The 19,570-nt window shown below is 65.3% G+C and carries 14 protein-coding genes; 8 read left to right on the top strand and 6 right to left on the bottom strand.

Going from position 1 to position 19,570, the window contains the following annotated elements; genetic code table 11:
- Together IIB36_14970 and IIB36_14965 are read left to right on the top strand one after the other, a co-directional pair.
- Positions 1 to 734: DUF11 domain-containing protein (locus IIB36_14970; protein ID MCH7533039.1), on the top strand; the 734-nt coding region annotated here is incomplete at its 5' end.
- Between the two features lie 98 nt (positions 735 to 832).
- A complete protein-coding gene (locus IIB36_14965) occupies positions 833 to 1,720 on the top strand; it encodes an alpha/beta hydrolase (protein ID MCH7533038.1) in 888 nt (295 codons plus the stop codon).
- Here the strand turns inward: IIB36_14965 and IIB36_14960 are convergent.
- Complete coding sequence (locus IIB36_14960) at positions 1,635 to 3,029, bottom strand: DUF4105 domain-containing protein (GenBank protein ID MCH7533037.1); 1,395 nt, start codon at positions 3,027 to 3,029, stop codon at positions 1,635 to 1,637. The genes IIB36_14965 and IIB36_14960 overlap by 86 nt on opposite strands.
- A 253-nt stretch (positions 3,030 to 3,282) precedes the next feature.
- Between IIB36_14960 and IIB36_14955 the strand changes: the two genes are divergently transcribed.
- Positions 3,283 to 4,356: a M20/M25/M40 family metallo-hydrolase gene (locus tag IIB36_14955; protein MCH7533036.1), complete on the top strand. Its 1,074-nt coding sequence runs from the start codon at positions 3,283 to 3,285 to the stop codon at positions 4,354 to 4,356.
- Between the two features lie 16 nt (positions 4,357 to 4,372).
- Here IIB36_14955 and IIB36_14950 read toward each other — a convergent pair whose 3' ends face one another.
- The 3 genes from IIB36_14950 to IIB36_14940 all read right to left on the bottom strand — a co-directional run bounded on the left by IIB36_14950 (position 4,373) and on the right by IIB36_14940 (position 9,216).
- Positions 4,373 to 4,612: a CPXCG motif-containing cysteine-rich protein gene (locus IIB36_14950; protein ID MCH7533035.1), complete on the bottom strand. Its 240-nt coding sequence runs from the start codon at positions 4,610 to 4,612 to the stop codon at positions 4,373 to 4,375.
- Positions 4,613 to 4,803: 191 nt separating this feature from the next.
- Positions 4,804 to 6,225: a RagB/SusD family nutrient uptake outer membrane protein gene (locus IIB36_14945; GenBank protein ID MCH7533034.1), complete on the bottom strand. Its 1,422-nt coding sequence runs from the start codon at positions 6,223 to 6,225 to the stop codon at positions 4,804 to 4,806.
- A gap of 39 nt (positions 6,226 to 6,264) precedes the next feature.
- Positions 6,265 to 9,216: a TonB-dependent receptor gene (locus tag IIB36_14940; protein ID MCH7533033.1), complete on the bottom strand. Its 2,952-nt coding sequence runs from the start codon at positions 9,214 to 9,216 to the stop codon at positions 6,265 to 6,267.
- A 285-nt stretch (positions 9,217 to 9,501) separates the two neighbouring features.
- Between IIB36_14940 and IIB36_14935 the strand changes: the two genes are divergently transcribed.
- Positions 9,502 to 9,861: a PKD domain-containing protein gene (locus IIB36_14935; GenBank protein MCH7533032.1), complete on the top strand. Its 360-nt coding sequence runs from the start codon at positions 9,502 to 9,504 to the stop codon at positions 9,859 to 9,861.
- Here the strand turns inward: IIB36_14935 and IIB36_14930 are convergent.
- Positions 9,832 to 12,264: a carboxypeptidase regulatory-like domain-containing protein gene (locus IIB36_14930; GenBank protein ID MCH7533031.1), complete on the bottom strand. Its 2,433-nt coding sequence runs from the start codon at positions 12,262 to 12,264 to the stop codon at positions 9,832 to 9,834. The genes IIB36_14935 and IIB36_14930 overlap by 30 nt on opposite strands.
- Positions 12,265 to 12,689: 425 nt before the next feature.
- Here IIB36_14930 and IIB36_14925 point away from each other — a divergent pair, with 425 nt between their 5' ends.
- The 4 genes from IIB36_14925 to IIB36_14910 all read left to right on the top strand — a co-directional run bounded on the left by IIB36_14925 (position 12,690) and on the right by IIB36_14910 (position 19,175).
- Positions 12,690 to 13,193: a hypothetical protein gene (locus tag IIB36_14925; protein ID MCH7533030.1), complete on the top strand. Its 504-nt coding sequence runs from the start codon at positions 12,690 to 12,692 to the stop codon at positions 13,191 to 13,193.
- Between the two features lie 244 nt (positions 13,194 to 13,437).
- Positions 13,438 to 15,921 carry a DUF1592 domain-containing protein gene (locus IIB36_14920; protein MCH7533029.1) on the top strand — a complete coding sequence of 828 codons (2,484 nt, stop codon included), beginning with the start codon at positions 13,438 to 13,440 and terminating at the stop codon, positions 15,919 to 15,921.
- 21 nt (positions 15,922 to 15,942) lie between these two features.
- On the top strand, positions 15,943 to 17,337 hold the full coding sequence (locus tag IIB36_14915) for a DUF1552 domain-containing protein (GenBank protein ID MCH7533028.1): 1,395 nt from the start codon (positions 15,943 to 15,945) through the stop codon (positions 17,335 to 17,337).
- 20 nt (positions 17,338 to 17,357) lie between these two features.
- A complete protein-coding gene (locus IIB36_14910; GenBank protein ID MCH7533027.1) occupies positions 17,358 to 19,175 on the top strand; it encodes an ankyrin repeat domain-containing protein in 1,818 nt (605 codons plus the stop codon).
- Here the strand turns inward: IIB36_14910 and IIB36_14905 are convergent.
- Positions 19,172 to 19,537, bottom strand: a complete 366-nt coding sequence (locus IIB36_14905) for a DUF4168 domain-containing protein (GenBank protein MCH7533026.1) — start codon at positions 19,535 to 19,537, stop codon at positions 19,172 to 19,174. The two genes, IIB36_14910 and IIB36_14905, sit on opposite strands and share 4 nt — an antisense overlap.
- Between the last annotated feature and the right edge of the window lie 33 nt (positions 19,538 to 19,570).

Here is a 19,570-nt window from a genome sequence, read left to right as displayed (position 1 = left end):
TGACGCCGGACGCCACGACGGCGAGTCGCCTCCCCAGCAACGGCACGAATTACACAGTGGCGTTCACGGTGGTCAATAACGGTAACGCCACCGACGATTTCGATCTGTTGACGACCCAGAGCCCCGGCACGGCGATCACCGTGGTGTCGATAACGGGAACGGGCGTGACTCAGGGCGCGGACCCCGACAGCGCGCGGGTGTCAGGCCTGGCCGCCGCAGATACGGCGATCGTGACCGTGACGTACTCCGTAGCCGATGTCGCGGCCGGTACGGCTGACACGCTCCTCTTCCTTGCCCGTTCGGTTGCCAACGCCGCAACGACCGATGACGGTCGGCTGGAGCTCACGGTTATCCGGCCCAACCTCACCACGGGGAAAGCTGTCAGTCCGAGCGGCACGCCGCCGCCGGGCACCGATCTCACTTACACCCTCACCGTCACCAACGACGGCGATGATGACGCCACGGATGTAGTTATCCTGGATTCGCTAGCGGTCGAGGTCGACTTCAAGGTGGGCAGCGTGGTGAACAACCTCCCGTCCGGCGTGTCCGTCACGGTGGAGTACTCCGACGACGGGGCCAGCACGTGGACCTATGTACCGGTCTCCGCCGGTTGCAGTGCGCCGGCGACCTACGACACGTGCGTCACCCACATTCGTTGGACCCTGCAGAACGACCTCAGCTATGTGGGCCCGAATAACACAGGCAACGTCAGTTTCGTAGCTCGAATCCAGTAGGATGGCTTCCTCGAAGCCTGGGCTGGAACCATCAGGCCTGCGCGCCTATGATGGCCCTGCGAAATGTTTGGGTGCCCCAGAGATCGATGGAGTTTGAGATGTTGAAGACAGCCCGAATCCTCCCCCTCGGCTTGCTTCTAGTCGCAGCTGCGCTGCCCATGCCGATCGCTGGTCAGCAGAGTGCCACTGCGAGCGACGACGACCTCCAAATCACGCCGGACGTGGTGTACGGCCACAAGGACGGCATGGCGCTGACGTTCGACGTGTTCAGACCGGCGAACGCCCACGGCGGCGCGGTGCTGTACATGGTGAGCGGCGGATGGGTGTCGCGTTGGGGGCCGCCTCAGCGTTTGGCTAGCCGGAGCTTCTCGGGGCTTCTCGAGAAGGGGTTGACGGTCATTGCGGTGCGGCATGGAAGTGCGCCGCGTTACAAGGTGCCCGAGGCCGAAGCCGACGTGAGGCGTGCCTTGAGATACGTGCGCTTGCACGCCGCCGATCTCGGCGTCGACGTGGACCGTCTGGGCGTCTTCGGCGGAAGCGCCGGAGGGCATCTGTCGCTGATGCTTGGCCTCGGCTCCGACGAGGGCGAGCAGGATTCGAGGGACGAGGTGCTGCGGACGCCCGCCCGGGTGGCGGCGGTGGTCGCGTACTATCCTCCGGTCGACCTTCGGCCGATCGTCGGCCCGAGCGAGCGGTTCCCGGCGCTCGATTTCCCCGAGGACCAGGCTGCCTCGATCTCGCCGATCCTCTTCGTAACTCCTGACGACCCCCCGACGCTCCTGATCCATGGAGATGCGGACACGCTCGTGCCGATCAGCGCCAGCGAGCTCATGTACGCCGCGCTGCAAGCTGAAGAAGTGGAGTCCGAGTTCATCACCATCGCAGGTGGGGATCACGGCTTCAGGAATCCGGATCACCGAGCCCAAGCACAGGCCGCCATGGTGGCCTGGTTCGATGGGCATCTGGCGCCGAGCCCTGGAGGCTGAACGCTCGCCTCGGCGGTACACCGGGCTCTGAACGGCTGACCGTTGCCACGGCATTCAACGCCGTGGCGAGGCCGATGTGGATCGGCAGAAAGAGCGCGAAGAGCATTCCCGTCTGCTGTGCGGTCGCCGGTAGCAGCTGGAAGAGAAGGCCGAGTGCCGCGACTCCGACCGCGACGAAGCCGAGGATGCGCGCGTGCCGGACAGCCGCATCCCTCCCGCCCAGCGCCAAGGGTGCCAGGACGACGAGCGGCAACGACACGGGGTTGAGGAGGAATAGGCTCTCGTTCCGCGTCATCGACCAATGATCGGTGAGCAGCACGAGTACGAGGATCAAGCCACTCACGCCCGCCAGCAAACTCCACGTGGAAGCGAGCGCACCCAAGAGAACACGGAACGATCGGGCTCCGGTCGCGGCACGCCGCCCGACCCACGCGAGCCCCCCGCCCATGAGAGCTCCCAGCACGAGATAGCGCCAGAACCAGGACACCGCGCGTACCGGCTCGGTTTTCCGCGTCGAAGGCACTACCACCTCCTCGGCCATCACCAGCGGTACCTCGAGCCCGTCTCCGTTCGTGACGGTCGCGTCTCGGATGGCGTCCCGTAGCGTCATGGGAACGAACATCTCCTCCCAAAGGGAGATCGGGCGGTCACCGGGGCTACCGAGAAGCACGTCCATCCCCGTGAACACGACCGGATCGATCTGGGTGAGGCGCCGCGTGTGGGTCCGGTACGACGTGCCCGTCTCCCTCGTGCCGAGCTGCTCGAAGAGTGCGCCGCCCAGGACTTGGTCGAGCAAGTCACGGATGCGGGTCGAGCAGTTGTCGAGGAAGTAGTCGTAGGAGTAGTCTCGGTTCCGTGGCAACGCATTCACTTCCGCGAGTTCGAGCAGCATCAGGCGCTGGCTGGGCGTGAGAGCCAGCTCCTGCATCACGACCTCACGATTGGCACGCGCATACGAGTCGACCATCGCAGCCGTCGAGAACGGCGCCATCATGTATAGCATCTGGCCCTTGAGAAACCGGGGAACGAAATCGACCTGGTCGAAGTCGAAAATGCCCCAGTTGTAGGCGACGTCCCGGCCTGTCTCGGTGTCCAGCACGCGCAGCGCGTTGTGGCCGAAACGCTCCCAGACCGCGTCTCCCGGTCCGGTGGTGAGGAGCCAAACACGGAGTCGAGAACCGGGCTCTGGGGCCCGGTCAGCCGCCTCGCCCGCTTCGAAGGTGCTCGCTTGCACTGGCAACGCCGCCGCCGCGTTGGGAGGCAACGCTGCCAAGCCCAACGCGAGCCCGATCAGTGCGCGATTCTTCAACTAGTTCGACTCCGGTTGGCATGGGTCCCGCGTCCATGGATAACCATACTGGGGTGGCCAAGCGACCCACGCGGAATGGCGCGACCCACGCTCATGCCGCGGGGGTACCCCCCCCCGCTTGCGCCACGCTGGCCACTGGGCGGATGTTGTGTCTCTCGCCCCAGACGGCCTTGTCCACGGAACCATCATGCCGAACTGCATCGATTTCGCGCAGCTCCCCTCACGCTCCCTACTGACGGCGTTTGCCCTCATCATGCTCAGCGGCTGGTCCGGTGAGGCCGCCGCGCAGGGGCGGGGAGGTCAGAGCGAGCGACCTGCTCGCTCGACCCGGAATATTTTGGGTGGCGTGCCGATGTCGGCGGCCGACAGTGCGCGGCAGAAGATCGTTGCCCGGCTCGACTTCGACAGTTACAAGGAGCTGATCCGCGGACTGACCGAGTTCGGGGATCGCGAGCAGGGCACGCCGCGTAACGCTGCCGCAGTCGATTGGATCGAGGCTCAGCTCCAGGGATGGGGCTACGAAACGGAGCGTGTACACTACATGTTCACTCCGCGTGGATCGGACACGCCCGAGCCTCGTGAGCAGGTCTTCGCGACCAAGTGGGGCAGTGACGTGCCGGGCGAGATGTACATCATCAGCGGGCATATGGATGGTCGCGGCGGGGGTGAAGCCGCCAACGACGACGGCTCGGGCACCGCGCTTGTCATGGAGATCGCGAGGGCCCTGTCCGGCCCCGAAATCGAGACCGCGCGGACCATCCGGTTCGCGCTCTGGAACAACGAGGAGACGGGGCTGAACGGAGCCCGTGCCTACGTGGAGCAGCGGGCGGAGCTCCAGGGCATCGAGGACCCGGCAGGTTCAGGACGATATCCTGAGCCGAAGTGGCTCGGCATGATTCAGCACGACATGATGCTGTGGGACCACGGCAACCCGGTGACGTTCAACCAAGCGCTGGATGCCGACGTGGACATCGAGTTCCAGCTCAACTCGGTGATGGCGGCCGAGTCGGCCCAGCTCGCGCTCGTGCTGTTGAACGCGAACCGAATGTTCGCGACGGACTATCCAGCGGTCATGAGCAACGCGATGAGCAACACGGACTCGACGCCCTTCATGGATCTCGTGCCTTCGGTGAGCCTTCGCGAAAACCGGCGCCTCTATGAAACGGGAAACCGGGCGAACCCGCACTGGCACCAGCCGACGGATCTCTTCGTCACGTTCTCGGACGCCGACTTCCGCTTGGGCTTCAACGCGGCGCAGACGACGCTAGCCGCGGTCGCGAAGCTTGTCGAAGCACGCGAGGTGGGCGCTCGGGCCGAAGGGAATTGACGCGAGTGTGCGGGCGTCAGCCTTCGTCGAGCGTGGCGACTTCCACGCTCGACTGTCCGTCCTGATCCAGAGTCACGCGTAAGGACCAAGGCTGACAGCAGACCTCGCAGTCCTCGACGTACTCTTGGACCGGGCCACCGGTGGGGTCGATGATGAGCTCGACCTCGACTCCGCAATACGGACACCAGACCGAGGTCGCCCGAGTCAGCTCTTCCGAGGCGGCGTCTTCGGGCTCGCTTTCATCGAGCCAATTCATCGGTAGTCCGTCCATGCCACTACCCTGCCACCGAGCGCGGTGAACGGCAAGGAAAATCCTCACCTCTTCTTGTTCACCATCGGACGATAACAAAGAAGCCGCCCCCTGCCGAAGCAGGGGGCGGCGGGTCTCTTCAGCCGTTCGGGCGTGCGGCCAGAGGTCGCGCGACCCGTCCGGTCACACCTACACCATCAACCGACCTCCTGGAGGTTCGGGTTCAGCTCCCGCTCGCTGTTCGGGATGTCGAAGCAGAGCTGACGGCCCGTCAACCCGTATTTGCCGAGGAAGGATTCGGCGGCATCCAAACCGCGCTCCCAGGTAGTGAAGAGCGACGACACCGCGGCGAAGTCCGGCAGCTCGAGGTCGCCTGGCACGGAGTTCTGTGCCCAGCGGCGCTGGTCGCCCAATGTCCGGCCCTCGTAGAACAGCTCGATCGCGCGCTCGCGCTTGAGCATCCTCCACGCGTCGGCTGCGTCAGCCGGTGCGGGCCAGGGCGCCAGTGCGGTACCTCCGGCAAAGCTACCACTCGGTGTTGCGATCGTGGTGATCCCGGCTCTCATGGCGTTGATGTCCGCGATCGCGCCGCTGAAGTCGCCCCCAGCGAGCTTCGCCTCGGCCTCGATGAGGCGCATCTCGCGTCCGCTCGCGAGGCGGATAGGATCACTCGGGCCGGTATACTTCAGCGGGATCTGCCAGTACACCTGACCGAACTCGTCGAGCGCCCCGACCGCGAACGGTGCGGAGCCTAGGCCCCATGCGATGCGTGGATCTCCGGACGTCTCGAAGTACCCCGTTCCCGCGATCGGGAAACCGAAGCCTCCGTTCTCGTCGTGAGGCTGTGCCTGCGTGAGATCCGGCTGGTTCCCGTAGTACGAGTTCCACATTGTGTACGACCCGTAAGGCGTGCCCGCGATCGCCCAGTACAGCGAGTTCCGTGTGGTCGCGCTGCTCGCGTCCGTGAGGATGTCGTAACTCCACGAGTTGTCCGTGATCGCTCCGGCATCCGACGCCGCTTCCGCCCAACTCCGCAGGCCGTACGTCGCCAGGAACGCACGCACCTGCGCGCGCCCGGCTTGCGCCGCCATCCGCTGACCGGCCGACCCGCCGCTCATCGCGACGGTGAACTGAGCTTCGGCCCGCTCCAGATACGCGGTCCCGACGAACGGCTCACCGCCGTTGACGACGCCCTCGCAGTAGTGCTCACCGAGCACGCGGTTCGAGTACCCGGCCCAGATGTTGGCCTGGGCGATGAGCTCGGCCCCGACGCCCCCAGCCTCCTCGAAGAGCGTGATCGCCGTCTCGGCGATGAAACGAGCCTGCTGGAGCGTTCCAAACGGGCCCGAGTCACCTGGCTCGAGGTTGCCGGCCTGATTGTCCGGGTTGTGGCCGTGCGCACCGATCTGGCCGCCGGGCATGTACTCACGGGCGATGAGCCCTCCCCAGCGCGCGATCGACCCATTCCCCGCGAGCCCGACCATGAGCTGTCGCTGGGCGCCGTTCACCAGCCCTTCGCGCGACTCCTCCTGGACCAGGAACTCGTCCTGGATCGGACCTGGGTTGACCACATCGCATCCCGTGGTGAACGCCACCGCGGCCGCGAGGACTCCCGTCATGCAATGTCTCTTCGTCATGGTTGTCATTGTTCGTCCCCCCTAGAACACGACTCGGAGGGATACGCGGAGCGTGATCGGTGCGGGCACCGTCTCCTCGAAGTTGTAGCCCTGCTGCGGCCCCGTGTTGTTGCCCGGATCGGCGCTCGCCTCTGGGTCCATGAAGGGCATCTCCTTCATCCAAAGGAAGGAGTTGTTGAGCGCGAGCGTGAGCTGCGACGAGCCGACCCTGTCCGGGAAGGCGAAGTCCACAGGAATCGTCGCTGAAATGCTGCGCAGCTTGAAGAAGGTCGCGTCCCACATGTAGCCCTCAGTATCGTTCGTATTGCAGCGGGACATCCAGATCGCCGGAATGTTGTCCTTCAGCGCGTTCGAGTTCTCCGGGTCGATGTAATACGGGAAGCAGAGCGGCGAGCGGACGCTCCGCCCGATCGCGAACGTCTGCTCGTTCATGTAGAAGCCGCCCTTGTAGTCCCCACGCGCGCTCAGGCTGATGCCCTTGGGCGCCCGGATCCTGATCGACGGGCTGAAGAACGTCGTCGGCAGGTTCGGGCCATAGAGGTACTCTCTCGCCCGGGTTCCGTCTCCTTGGAACTCCGGGTCACTCGGCTGGACGAACTCGACATCGCGGAACGAACTCACGAGCTGGTCCGGATTCGCGATCCTCTCGTTACACCGCGCGCGAAGCGGATAGCCGACCTTGCGGCACGTGGTCTCGAGGTTCGGGTCCCTCAGCTCGAGAATCTCCGAATGGTTCGTGCTGAAGTTCACGCCCAAGTCCACGCCCCAACTGGCGCTTTGGAAGACCGTCGCGTCGACGTCGAGTTCGATGCCGCTGTTCTTGATCTTCCCGATGTTCGTAAGCTGGCTCCTGGTGAAGCCGCCCGAGGGAATCTGGTCGATCCTGAAGAGGGCGTCGTCCGTGGTCTGCCGGTAGTACGTGAACGTCGTCGTCAGCCGGTTGTTCAACCAGCTCGCGTCGAAGCCACCCTCGACCTCCGTGGTGACCTCGGGGCCGATGTCGGGGTTGCCCACGTTCTGCGGCACGAAGGCCGGAATGCCGGCCAGCCCCGCCGGGCTCCACGTCCGCACCGCGTCGAAGGCGCCCGGCGCGCGGCCTGATTGACCGTACGCGAAGCGCAGCCTCATCTCGCCCAAGTCGGGGTAGAAGTCCTCGTCCGAAAGCACGTACGACACGCTGCCCTTCGGATAGACCTGCAGAGCGAAGTCCGAGCCGAATGTGCTGTTTCCGTCCACGCGCACCCCGAGCGTCAGGAAATACTTGTTGGACACGTCGAACACGTTTTGGAAGAAGAAGCCGGCGTTCCAGATCTTCGAGCGCTCCTCGAACGCGAGCCTCTCCGCCCCGGAGCTGATCGTCGGATCAGCGGCCCCCGGGAAGTTCTCGGCGAAGCCTTCGAGCAAACGGTCGTCGTCACCGGTCGCCTGCCCGCCCCACGAGAAGTTGGTCGAGATCTGGTCGGAGATGGTGTACCGGTAGGTGCTGACGTAGTCGAGCGAGAGCACGCGGTTCTGGAAGGTGTTGTTGAGCAGCGAGCCTTCCGGCACCTGACGCCACCCGAACGGGCGGAGGTTGCGATGCTCACGCGCCGTCCAGTCGTATCCCACCACGAAGCGGTTCGTCAAGTTCTCGATCGGCGTGTACGTGAGCGTCAGTCCCGTGGTGAACCGCTCCACGTTCTCGTCGAGCTGCTGCTCGAGCAGCTCGCTGAGCACCTCAGGGTCGCCGGTAGTGAAGTAGTTCCGCTCCTGGCGGAAGGCGTTCAGCGTGATGCCCTGGGCGTTGTTCTGCCCGTTGGTCGTGGTCAAGGCGAGGTTGACGTACGACGTGTTCCACTGGACCTGGAGGTCCGGGGTCGGCTGGAACGTCAGATTCGCGCGCGTCCCGTACCTTTTCTGGGTGTCGTTCGCCAGCATGCCTTGCGCGTCGCTGAATGACCCGGATACGAAGTAGTTGATCCCGCCTGAGCCGCCACGCACCGAGAGGGAGTAGTCCTGGTTGTACGCCTGGTTGGCGAACTGGCCGCACTCGAAGATCCCGGTGCACATGAAGTGCTCCATGCCGTTGTACGGGATCCCGGACCCCTCGACGCCGAACTCGCGGCTCCACTCGGTCCCGGTCTGGACCTCGGCGCTCCACACCGGTGCGCCACCGGTGCCGCGCTTCGTGAAGACCTGGATCACGCCGCCGGCCGCCTCTGTGCCGTACAGCGTCGTGGCCGCCGAGCCCTTGATGATCTCGATCCGCTCGATGTCGGCCGGGTTGATCTGGTCCAGAGGGCTGACGGCGATGTTGCCGCTCCGACCACCCCGACGGTCCGGCGGGTTCGCGTCCGGAAGGGGTTCGCTCCTGATGCGCACGCCGTCGATGTAGATGATCGGGTGGCTGTTCAGCAGCGCGCTGTTAGCGCCACGGAGCCGGATGATCTTGGCCTGCCCGAGGGACCCGCCGCCGTAGACGTCGAGTCCGGGCGCCGCCGCCTGCAGCATATCAGATATGCGGAGCGGCGCGTCCGGTATGTCCGCCATGTTGATCTGGGTGATCGTATTCCCGATCTCGCGCCGGGTCGCCGCGCCGGCGGTACCCGTAACGACGATCTCGTCGAGGCCGAGCGCCTGAATGTCGAGCGCGAAGTCGGTCGTGGTCGTCCCGCCGGCGGTCACCGTGACCGACCGCGTGACCGTGCCGTAGCCGATGCGCTGTGCGCTGAGGTCGTACGTACCTGGCCTCACATTGAGGATCAGGAACCGACCGTCGGGACGCGTGAGCGCTCCGAGGTCCTGACCTTCCAGATACACCTGAACCCCGGCGAGGCCAGCACCGGACGCAGCGCTCGTCACCGCTCCCGTGAGCTGACCGGTCTGGGCTTGTGCCGCAGGTGCGGTCAGTGCCATCAACGCAAAAACGAGCAGAGCCACAAGGCCCGTCCGTGGAGCTGATGGAAGTTCGATTCGAACGATATTCGATGCCATGGAGTCCTCCTTCGGCCAGATGCCGCATCGTATTTCTTCGCGACGCGTTCCCAACCGCACACTACCCACGACAGACATCCGGTGTACGAAGCGAGGGGACCATGCGTGTTCGGGAGAGTCGCTTAAGTGGGCCTACACTACGGCTATGTTCGAGAACGAGCAATGGTCATCAGAACGTGACCGGTCCGAGACCGAGCTGCCACGCGCCGTGGACGTCTTGACCTCGGCCATTCGACTACACGATATACAGCTGGCCTCTTCACTCTCCCTCTCGGACGCTGAAGCATGAGGCGAACAATTTTCTTTGCAGGGCTCCTCGTGGTAGCTACGGTTGCCGCGGGTTGCCTGGACGACTCGATCACCGGCACGCGACCAGTCACCATCAGCATCGCCGCCGAGTCCGAAACCGCTGCGGTCGGTGAGCTGGTCACCGTCACCTATAGCGCCACGGGCACGGGGCTGATCTCGGTGATCGTGGATTGGGGAGATGGAGTGATAGACACGGTCCCGTTCGGCGGCGCGCCCGTTGAGGCCGCGGGTGGTGTTGAGCACACGTATTCGGACGCGGGCAGTTACGACGTCACGGGTACAGTGAACGCACAGAACGGCACTGCGTCATCCGGGATTGCGATCCAGATCAGCTGATCGACTCCGGTCCCGCCCACGGAGACGCGACACAACTTCGATCACCACGTCCACCGCCGCGCGCGCGCGCAGCTCTATCTGTGTGCTCCACGTTCCCCAGTCCGGAATGCTCGCCTCGATCACATAGACGGCAGGAGGCAACGGGCCGAAATCGAAGCGGCCCTGATCGTCCAACCGGGCTTCCGCAAGGCCCGGCTGTATTCGCAACACGACGCTGTCCGCTGGGATCAGATCCCCAAGGCCGAGAACACGACCTCGCACGGTCCCCGTGAAGTCCGGATCATCGCGGTGCCGAAGGCGCGTCACCCAAAGCAGGATGTAGCCGCAATCTTCCGGTGCCCCAACCGGTGATGAGGAGCCCTCGAAGACCTCAATCCCGGTTACGACCCGGGGCTCCAACATCCGATGGATTTGGACTTCCCAAATGTCGTCAATTCGTTGCCGGACGAGGCTCCCGTTCAGGTAGAAGTCCAGTTCACAGCTGTCGTCGACATCGGAGAACCGTGACCACTCGGTGGTCGGGTGGAGTCGGAATACCATCTCTCCAGTGATCAGCAGCCTGGCCTCCAGTCGGGGAATCTCGCTCAACACCTGTAGCAGAGTGTCGTAGCCAAGGTCGATCATCTCCCTCTTGGTTCGGTGCAGTAGAGCTCGGTCCTCACGCAGATCGAAGCCTACCGATGCCAGCCAGGCAGCCTCCTCTCCGGCGTCGATAGATGTCTCCTCACGGGTCGTAGGGATCGGGGCATCGATCGAGCGTGCAAGACCAATCTCGATCGGCACTACACCGGCGACGTCTGGGAGCGAGAGCTCTGTGGCGCCAGACAGCTCATCTCCAGCCGATGCGGTCGCGATCACACTGCTACCGCTTGGCACTTCGCACACAGTGAACACGCCGATGCTGTCCGCGTCCGTGCCGTAGCCCTCAAAGCTGCGTCGGTACGTGCCCTGCGCCTGGGTCCAGACCACCCGTATCGCGGCATGTGGGGCGGGCGCCCCGTCAGAGTGGACTACTCTCCCGATCAGAATCACGCTCTCGGCGTCGACAGATCCCGAACTCCGGCACCGGTCATAGACGAAGGAACTGATCGACGGGAGCCCCAGCCGCACTTGGCGAACCCTGTCACGCGCGACCGTGACGTTTGCGATACTGCCCGAGTGACCGAGCTGGGCCAGCGCAGGGTGTGAGGCGCGTAGAGACCAGGTGCCTACGCCGACGTCCTCGAACCGAAAGACTCCCTCAGCATCGGTCAGAGCCTCGAGATCAGTGCCCACGATCCACACGCGCGCCCCCTCGGCCGGGCCCCCCACACTGTCCGTGACGGTTCCGTAGATGGCGGTCCGTGTTCCGTTCAAGGCTACACCGGCCGAGGTCGTGATTCGCGTTACCGAACCCCCTTCTTCGACGTATCCCCGTACGTCATAGCGTCGCGTTCGCCCAAACTCGTCCCGGATGTCGACGAGTCGAGGCATCCGGATACTCCACTCTTCCACGATCCATGTGCCGTTGGGCAGCTCGCGGAAGAACATGCGCCCGCTCGCGTCGTCGCCCTGGACCGCCGCTCTACGGCCGAGGTTGACGTACTCGTACTCCAACGACTCGAGACGCCCGTTCTCTTCGTCCACCCAAAGCACACCCCTCACGTCCGGCAGCCTCCGAGCTGGGATAGGCTCGAAACGCAGGCCGACGAACCCTCGTCCGTCCTCTGACTTGTGATCGAGAGCGAAGCAATGACCGTCGAGAAACGAATCCGACAGCAGGACGGCGGCATCGGGAGCAGAGTAGAGCACTTCACCCGACTGCTCTCGTACGAAGCCGTAGGCCGCGAGAGTGTCGGGATCCACACTCTCGAACGGCTGCGGCGTGAAGTACCTTCTCCGCGTCCGCTCCTCATCCAGGACTTGCTGGGTCTCTGCGTCCAGATCGCGGACATAGTGTATCCATGCGAAGCGGTATAGCTCGCGCTCGGAGGTCCACGTGGCCGCGGCCAATGCCTTGCGGACCTCCTCCCATACGGTCGCGGTCGCGAGTCCGCCCGCAGGTCGCACCTCGCAGCGACGGTCACCGGACACGTCCAGACCCCTCAGCCTTACCGGCCGGACAGCTGTCTCGATTCTGCGTTCAACCGTGGCGCCGGACGCGACGTCAAACGCCTCGGAGAAGGTGCTGGAATACCCGATCCGGTCGACGCGTAGCTCGTACCGTCCGGGCCGACGGACGGTCATCGTGAATGAGCCGTTCGCGGTAGAAAGGACGCGCGTGACGACTTGGTCGCCACGGAGCAGAACGACCATCGCCCCCTCGATAGGCTGCCCAGAGCCACGCTCGGTCACGGTGCCGTATACGACCTGCTGAGCCTCCGTGCCGTCGGCGGACACTACGAACAAAAAGAGGCACAGCATCAGCTGGGGAATCCGCAGAGTGTGAAGGAAGCGGCGGTAGGGCGTTCTCGGGCCCGTCGACGACGGGCGCTCCCAGAGGACAAGCCATACTGCATCCATACCGATTCAGCCTTCACGTTGGTCGCCAGTAATCATACGCCGAGCGACCGGGCGGTCTTGCACTTAGGAAAACATCGGGTGACACGTGCAAAGGATTGTTTCCACACTCTACGCGCGATAGCGGGAGGGTGCGAGAGGCGACTGAGTGCGTTGGTGTTGAGGTCTTCCTCCTTTTGACGGTGGTGGCTGGTATGAGACTGAAACTGAGATGAGCCGTCCAGTGGGTGCGAGCCCCGGGCTTGCGCTTTCGTGGAGATGATTCTCTAATGCGCGCGGTGCGACTCGTTACCCCATCGCCTCGAGAATGCGAACGCCACGTGGACTGCGTGCAAGGACCACCCGGATGGAAGGGCCTCGCCCTAATCGCCTTGGCGCTCTCGTCGCCGGGATGCTTCCGATACGTACCGGCCCAGCTCGAGACGACCGCACCGGGCGAGGGCGTACGCGTGCACACGACGCGCCGAGGCGCGGCGGAACTAGCCGACATCTCGGACCTCGGCGAGGACGCCCCGGTCATCGACGGGACGCTCGTGGGCGTGGAAGGGCAGGACTTGCTGCTCCTGGTCCCGATCGGACGGCGTCAGGACGGATTCATCACCACCAACCTCAACCAGATGATCCGGATACCGACCGACGAGATCGTGTCGTTTCGGCGCAGGGAGTTCGATAAGATCTCGACGGGCTTTGTCCTAGGGGGGAGCGCGGGACTGTTGACTGCCATCGTGCTCTTCATCGTGAAGCCCCGCGGGCGTCAGAACACGGACCCGGAAGACCCACCAGACGACTCCCGTGTGGTGTTCCGCCTCTTCTCCTTCTCCGTCGGGCGATAACCGGCATGCGAGGGTGATCGTATAAGAGGTTCAAGCCCTCCCGTTGCAGTCCTGTTTCAGAAAAGAAGCCGCCACCTGGTGGCTGGCCAGCGATCGCCCAATAACAGGTGGGACGGCCCAGCAACGCGAAATCGCTGGTCAGCCACGGGCTTTTGGCGTACTGTGTGAGCAAGATGACAACAGGTCGGCACACGCTGAGTGTCTCCTGTGAGAACGATCACACCGGCGCGGATTTGAGGCACGGATGAACTACGTCGTCACGGCGATGTTGGTCGCGGGACTGCTCATGGTCACGCTGGCCCCCGACGCTGGTCGCTGGGGCGGCGGCGCGGTCCCTGGCGGTCCTGCGACTCTCTCACCCGCGCCTGCCTCGCTGTTGGGCTTCCCGTCCGCCACGTCCGACGCCGTCGTGCAACAGTACTGCGTGCGCTGCCACAACGACCGGATGCTGCGCGGTAACCTCTCGCTGGAAGGGTTCACGCTGGACGCGGCGGACGAGGCCGGTGAGATCACGGAGCGGATGATCCGGAAGCTTCGCGTGGGCATGATGCCGCCGCCCGGTGCTCGGCGGCCGTCCGGTGACTCCTTGCTGGTTCTCGTGGAGTCGCTGGAAGCGCACATGGACGCAGCCGCTGCCGCGGACCCGAATCCCGGTGGACGAACGTTCCAGCGTCTGAACCGCGCCGAATACGAGCGTTCGATCTACGATCTGCTCGGTCTGCGAATCGAGGCTGGTGCGTATCTTCCGCTCGATACGAAGAGCGCCAACTTCGACAACATCGCCGACGTGCAAATGGTGTCGCCGACGTTGCTCGACGCGTACCTCAACGCCGCGGCGGAAATCAGTCGGCTCGCTGTCGGAAACCCGGACGCGACCGCGAGCGAGACACAGTACCGGATCCCGCGTTGGGTGTCGCAGACCGAGCGAGTCGAGGGCGCTCCGTTCGGCACGCGTGGCGGCACGTCGGTCGTGCACAACTTTCCCGCGGATGGTGAGTACGTCTTCCGAATCTCGTTCCACCACGAGACGACAGGCACGGTCGTCGGCAACGGACGGTCCGCGCTCCAGACCGCCGACGCACTCGAGGAGATCGAGATCTCGATCGATGGCGAGCGGGTCGCGCTGCTCGAGATGGACCGTTGGATGCACGTCTCTGGCGCGAACGGCGTCGAGATGACGAGCGCACCGATCTTGGTGGCGGGCGGCGCGCGGCGTGTGACGGCGGCGTTCATCAAGCGCACGGACGGGCCGGTACAGGACCTGATCGCGCCACACGACTGGTCGCTCGCCAGCACCGCGATCGCGGGCACGTACGGCGTGAATTCGCTGCCGCATCTGAGGGACCTGGTAGTCGGTGGGCCGCTCACGACGACGGCAGGCGTCTCCGACACGCCGGTTCGGAGGCGCATCTTCACGTGCACGCCTGCGTCGCGGAGTGAGGCTCGCCCGTGCGCGGCCGAGATCATCTCGAGGCTGGGCGAGCAGGCGTTCCGCCGCCCGCTCAGCGAAGACGATCGCGCGGGCTTGATGTCGTTCTATGACGAGGCGGCCGCGGACGGTGGTTTCGAGTTGGGAGTGCGCACCGCGCTCGAGGCGATGCTCGCGAGCCCGCGCTTCGTCTTCCGCTTCGAGCAGCCTCCCGCGCGGGTCGTCGCAGGACAGACGTACCAGATCGATGACTTCGCACTGGCGTCGCGCCTCTCCTACTTCCTGTGGGCGTCGCCTCCGGACGCTGAGTTGCGACAGCTGGCGTCGAGCGGTTCCCTCAGCGACGACCGCGTGCTCGAAGAGCAGACGCTGCGCATGCTCGCTGACGCGAAGGCCGACGCGCTCGGGCCGCGCTTCGCTGGCCAGTGGCTGCGCCTCCAGGACCTCGACAAGATCCACCCGGACGTCCGCCTGGAACCGGACTTCCATCAGCAGCTCGCGGACGCCATGCGTCGAGAGACCGAGCTCTTCTTCAACAGCCTGGTGCGTGAGGATCGCAGCGTGCTCGACCTGTACGCTGCGGACTACACCTTCGTGAACGAGCGGTTGGCCCGGCACTACGGGATCCCCGGCGTCAGTGGCGAGCGGTTCCGGCGCGTCACGTACCCCGACGACACACGTCGGGGCGTGCTCGGGCACGCCAGCATCCTCACCCTGACCTCCCATGCCGGGCGCACCTCGCCGGTGCTGAGGGGGAAATGGGTGATGGAGGTCTTGCTCGGGAGCCCGCCGCCGCCGCCGCCGCCGGGCATTCCGGATCTCGAACAGACTGACGACGTAGTGGATGGTCGCGTGCTTACGACCCGCGAGCGCATGGAGCAGCACCGCGCCAGCCCGACGTGCAATTCCTGCCATCGTTTCATGGATCCCATCGGCCTCGCGCTCGACAACTTCGGAGTCACGGGCAAGTGGCGGACCCGCGAGAACGGCAGCCCGCTGGACACACGCGGGGAACTGTATGACGGTACGCCGATTGCGGGCCCAGCCGACCTCAGGCGGGCGCTGCTGAACCGTCCGGTCCCGCTCATCCGGACCTTCACGGAGAACCTTCTCGCCTACGCGATCGGGCGGCGAGTCGAGTACTTCGATCAGCCGACCGTGCGAGCGATCGCGCGGGCCGCGGAAGCGGACGGCTATCGCATCTCGGCGTTCATCCTGGGCGTCGTGAAGAGCGATGCTTTCCGGATGCAGCGCGCCAACGCAGTCGTGCAGCAGGGCACACAGGGCCAGCAGCCGTGAACGCGGAGGGAGACGGATAACATGCAATTTATCACCGGCAAGCAGATTCCGCGACGCACGTTCATCCGGGGTGTGGGCGCGTCGGTCGCGTTGCCGTTTCTCGATGCGATGGTGCCGGCCGGGCGCGTGTGGTCCAAGGCTCCCCGGGTGGATGACCCCACCCGTCTGATCGCGATCGAGATCGTGCACGGCGCGGCCGGTTGCAACGAGTGGGGTGCCACGCAAAACCTGTGGTCGCCGGTCGCGGTGGGTCGAGACTTCGATCTCTCGCCGAGCGCGCTGCGGCCGCTGGAGCCGTACCGGGACTACCTGACGATCATCAGCAATACCGATGTGCGCAACGCCGAGGCGGCACAGGCCAAGGAGATCGGGGGCGATCACTTTCGGTCCAGCGCGGTCTACCTGACCCAGGCGCACCCGAAGCAGACCGAGAGCTCGGACGTCTCCGTCGGCATCTCGCTGGACCAGATCTACGCGCAGCGTTTTGGGCAGGACACACCGATCCCGTCCATGCAGCTGTGCATCGAGAACGTCGATCAAGCGGGTGGCTGCGCGTATGGCTACGCGTGCGTCTACACCGATACGATCAGCTGGGCCTCGCCCACCGAGCCGCTCCCGATGATCCGCGACCCCCGGGTCGCGTTCGATCAGCTGTTCGGCGCAGGCGGCAGCCCGGAAGAGCGCGCCGCGCGTAGGCAGACGAGCCGGAGCATCCTCGACTGGATCGCCGAGGACCTCGCGGTGCTCAAACGGTCACTCGGACCGAACGACACGGTGCGCCTCGATCGGTATCTGGACAACGTGCGGGAGCTCGAGCGACGCATCCAGAGCGTCGAGGCGCAGAACCGAACGGGGGAGGTTCGTGAGTTGCCGGGGGCACCGGCGGGTGTGCCGGACTCCTTCAGCGAGCACGTGAAGCTGATGTTCGACCTGCAGGCGCTCGCGTTCGCGTCCGACATGACGCGCGTGTTCTCGTTGAAGCTGGGGCGCGACGCGTCGTCACGGGTCTATCCGGAGAGCGGGACGGACACTCCGTTCCACCCCGCGTCGCACCACGGTGGCCGTGAAGAGCCGGTGCTCAACTTTGCCCAGATAAACGAGTACCACGTCGGTCTCCTGCCGTACCTCATGGACCGGCTGAGGGAGATCGAGGAAGGCGATACCCACCTGCTGGACAAGACGATGATCCTCTATGGCTCCCCGATGGCCGACTCCAACCTGCACAATCACCGCCGCTGCCCGTTGATCGTGCTCGGCGGCGCGAACGGGCAACTCGAGGGGAACCTGCACGTCAAGGCTGCCGATGGAACACCGATGGCTGACGCGATGCTCACCCTGCTGCACAAGCTGGGGCTCGAGGACGTCACCCGGTTCGGGGACAACACCGGGGCGCTCGCACTCACGGCGTCGGCATGAAGCGTCCGGATGAGGGGTCGATGATGCATAAGGTACAGGGCTCCAAGCGACTCCACCACAAGGTGTTATGCGTGTTGGCATGCGCGCTGCTGACGTGGGCCGCTACCCCGCCCGATGCACCGGTCGCGGAGGCCGCGATGCGGGGGGACGCCGCCGAGGTTCGCGCGTTGATCGAGCAGGGCGCGGACGTGAACGCGGCGCTCGGAGACGGCATGACCGCTCTGCACTGGGCCGCCGAGCGCGGAGACAGCGAGCTCGCCTCGCTGTTATTGTCGGCTGGAGCTCAGGTGGAATCGATGACACGCCTCGGGGCGTACCGTCCGCTGCACCTCGCGGCTAGGGGCGGTCACGCGTCGGTCGTGCGCGATCTGCTCCAGGCCGGGGCCACGGCCGATCCGGAGACCACGACCGGACACGTAGCGCCGCTCCACCTCGCGGCGGCGTCCGGAAGCGCCTCCGCGGTGGCGGCACTGATCGAGTACGGTGCCGAGGTCGATCGGCGGGAGACGGCCTGGGGGCAAACGCCGCTGATGTTCGCCGCAGCGGCGGGCCGGGTGCAAGCGATCGGCGCGCTGCTGGACGGTGGCGCGGCGATCGATTTGGCAGCCCACGTGTTGGACATGCCCACGAGAGACGCCGAGGACCGAGACGACCAGGCCGAGCAGCGACGACGCGCGGCTGTCGAGCGCGGCGAGCCGGTATCGGCGCGAGGGGCGGGTGTAGTCGAACGTGCGGGCGCGCCTCCCCCCGCTCCGGGCACCGCTCCGGGCGGGAGCGGTGGCGCCGGGGGCATAGATGTCAACGAAGCTCAGCGGGACCGCGTGGCGCAGCGGCTGTCGCACGCGCAGCTCGTGGGAGGGTACGGTGGTCTGAGTGCGCTCTTGCTCGCGGTTCGTGAGGGGTATTCCGGCGCTGCGATGGCGTTGCTCGACGGCGGGGCCGAGATCGATCAGGTGAGCGCGGGGGACCGCACGAGTCCACTGCTGATGGCGATCCTCAACGGCCACTTCGATCTGGCCATGGAGCTCTTCGCGCGCGGCGCCGACGCACAGCTCGCGAGCGACGCGGGCGCGACCCCACTCTACATCGCGCTCAACACACAGTGGATCCCGAAGTCTCGGCACCCGCAGCCGACGCACCGGCTGCAGCAGGAGGTCACGTACCTCGACCTGATGCGAGCCTTCCTGGACGGAGGAGTAGACCCCAACGTGCGACTCACCAAGCAGCTCTGGTTCACCACGTTCGGGGACGACTACCTGAGGGTCGACCGTACCGGTGCGACACCGTTTTGGCGCGCGGCGTATGCTCTGGACGTCGCGGCGATGAAGCTCCTGGTAGCGTACGGCGCCGATCCGAATGTACCGACCTTGAAGACACCTGGCCGCCGCTTCGCCAGGGGCGGGAGTAGGGGCGAGAGCACGGCCGGCGACGATCCGTCAGGGCTGCCGCCGATTCCGGTCGGCGGGCCGGGTGTGTGGCCGATCCACGCAGCGTCTGGTGTCGGCTACGGGGAGGGCTACGCGGCGAACATCCACCGACATGTGCCGGATGGATGGCTCCCCGCGGTGCGCTACCTCGTCGATGAGCTAGGCGCGGACGTGAACCTGCGGGACCTCAACGCATACAGTGCACTTCACCACGCCGCCTCACGCGGCGACGACGCGCTGATTCTGTATCTGGTCGAGCGTGGCGCGGATGTTAACACGGTGAGTCGACGCGGTCAGACCACGGTGGACATGGCGAATGGTCCCGTGCAGCGCATCACGCCATTCCCCCGCACGATCGCGCTGCTCGAGGGGCTCGGAGCCAAGAATAACCACAACTGTGTAGGCTGCTAGCCGGCCCCAGCGCCGGCTAGCAACAGTGCCAGGAGCTCCTCGAAGCGTTCGCGGAGAGCTTGGTCAACGCTGATCACAGCCGTGATCCGGTCGTACTCCTCCTGGGGGATTCCGTGCTCGGACAGGATCGTCTCGATCCGTTCGGCCAGCTCGGTCCTCAGCCGCGCCTGCCCCTGAACGTCGTGGGTACGGCCGAATTCGCGTTGGAATGCGTCACGCGCCGAGTCCAGCACGACGTGCGCCTTCGTGTACGTGCTGAGCGCCTCCTCGGTGAGCTCCGCCGGAGGCGCCTGCTGGGCGGAGAGGTGCCCGGTAATTGCGGAGAGAGCAAACAGTGTGGTGACGAGGGCGTGTTTCATCATCAGCCATTCTACTCCTTTGTCTGGTCCCTTGCC

Source organism: Gemmatimonadota bacterium, from assembly GCA_022560615.1.
Lineage (GTDB): Bacteria > Gemmatimonadota > Gemmatimonadetes > Longimicrobiales > Gaopeijiaceae > UBA1138.
The sequence above is the reverse complement of the archived record's forward strand: the minus strand, read 5'-3'. Positions and strand labels throughout refer to the sequence as shown.

Excerpts from the sequence above, each read along its gene's own strand:
- IIB36_14965 (MCH7533038.1), top strand. The coding sequence starts at position 833 with ATGTTGAAGACAGCCCGAATCCTCCCCCTCGGCTTGCTTCTAGTCGCA.
- IIB36_14955 (MCH7533036.1), top strand. The coding sequence starts at position 3,283 with ATGCTCAGCGGCTGGTCCGGTGAGGCCGCCGCGCAGGGGCGGGGAGGT.
- IIB36_14950 (MCH7533035.1), bottom strand. The coding sequence starts at position 4,612 with ATGAATTGGCTCGATGAAAGCGAGCCCGAAGACGCCGCCTCGGAAGAG.
- IIB36_14945 (MCH7533034.1), bottom strand. The coding sequence starts at position 6,225 with ATGACGGGAGTCCTCGCGGCCGCGGTGGCGTTCACCACGGGATGCGAT.
- IIB36_14940 (MCH7533033.1), bottom strand. The coding sequence starts at position 9,216 with ATGGCATCGAATATCGTTCGAATCGAACTTCCATCAGCTCCACGGACG.
- IIB36_14935 (MCH7533032.1), top strand. The coding sequence starts at position 9,502 with ATGAGGCGAACAATTTTCTTTGCAGGGCTCCTCGTGGTAGCTACGGTT.
- IIB36_14930 (MCH7533031.1), bottom strand. The coding sequence starts at position 12,264 with ATGCTGTGCCTCTTTTTGTTCGTAGTGTCCGCCGACGGCACGGAGGCT.
- IIB36_14920 (MCH7533029.1), top strand. The coding sequence starts at position 13,438 with ATGAACTACGTCGTCACGGCGATGTTGGTCGCGGGACTGCTCATGGTC.
- IIB36_14915 (MCH7533028.1), top strand. The coding sequence starts at position 15,943 with ATGCAATTTATCACCGGCAAGCAGATTCCGCGACGCACGTTCATCCGG.
- IIB36_14910 (MCH7533027.1), top strand. The coding sequence starts at position 17,358 with ATGATGCATAAGGTACAGGGCTCCAAGCGACTCCACCACAAGGTGTTA.
- IIB36_14905 (MCH7533026.1), bottom strand. The coding sequence starts at position 19,537 with ATGATGAAACACGCCCTCGTCACCACACTGTTTGCTCTCTCCGCAATT.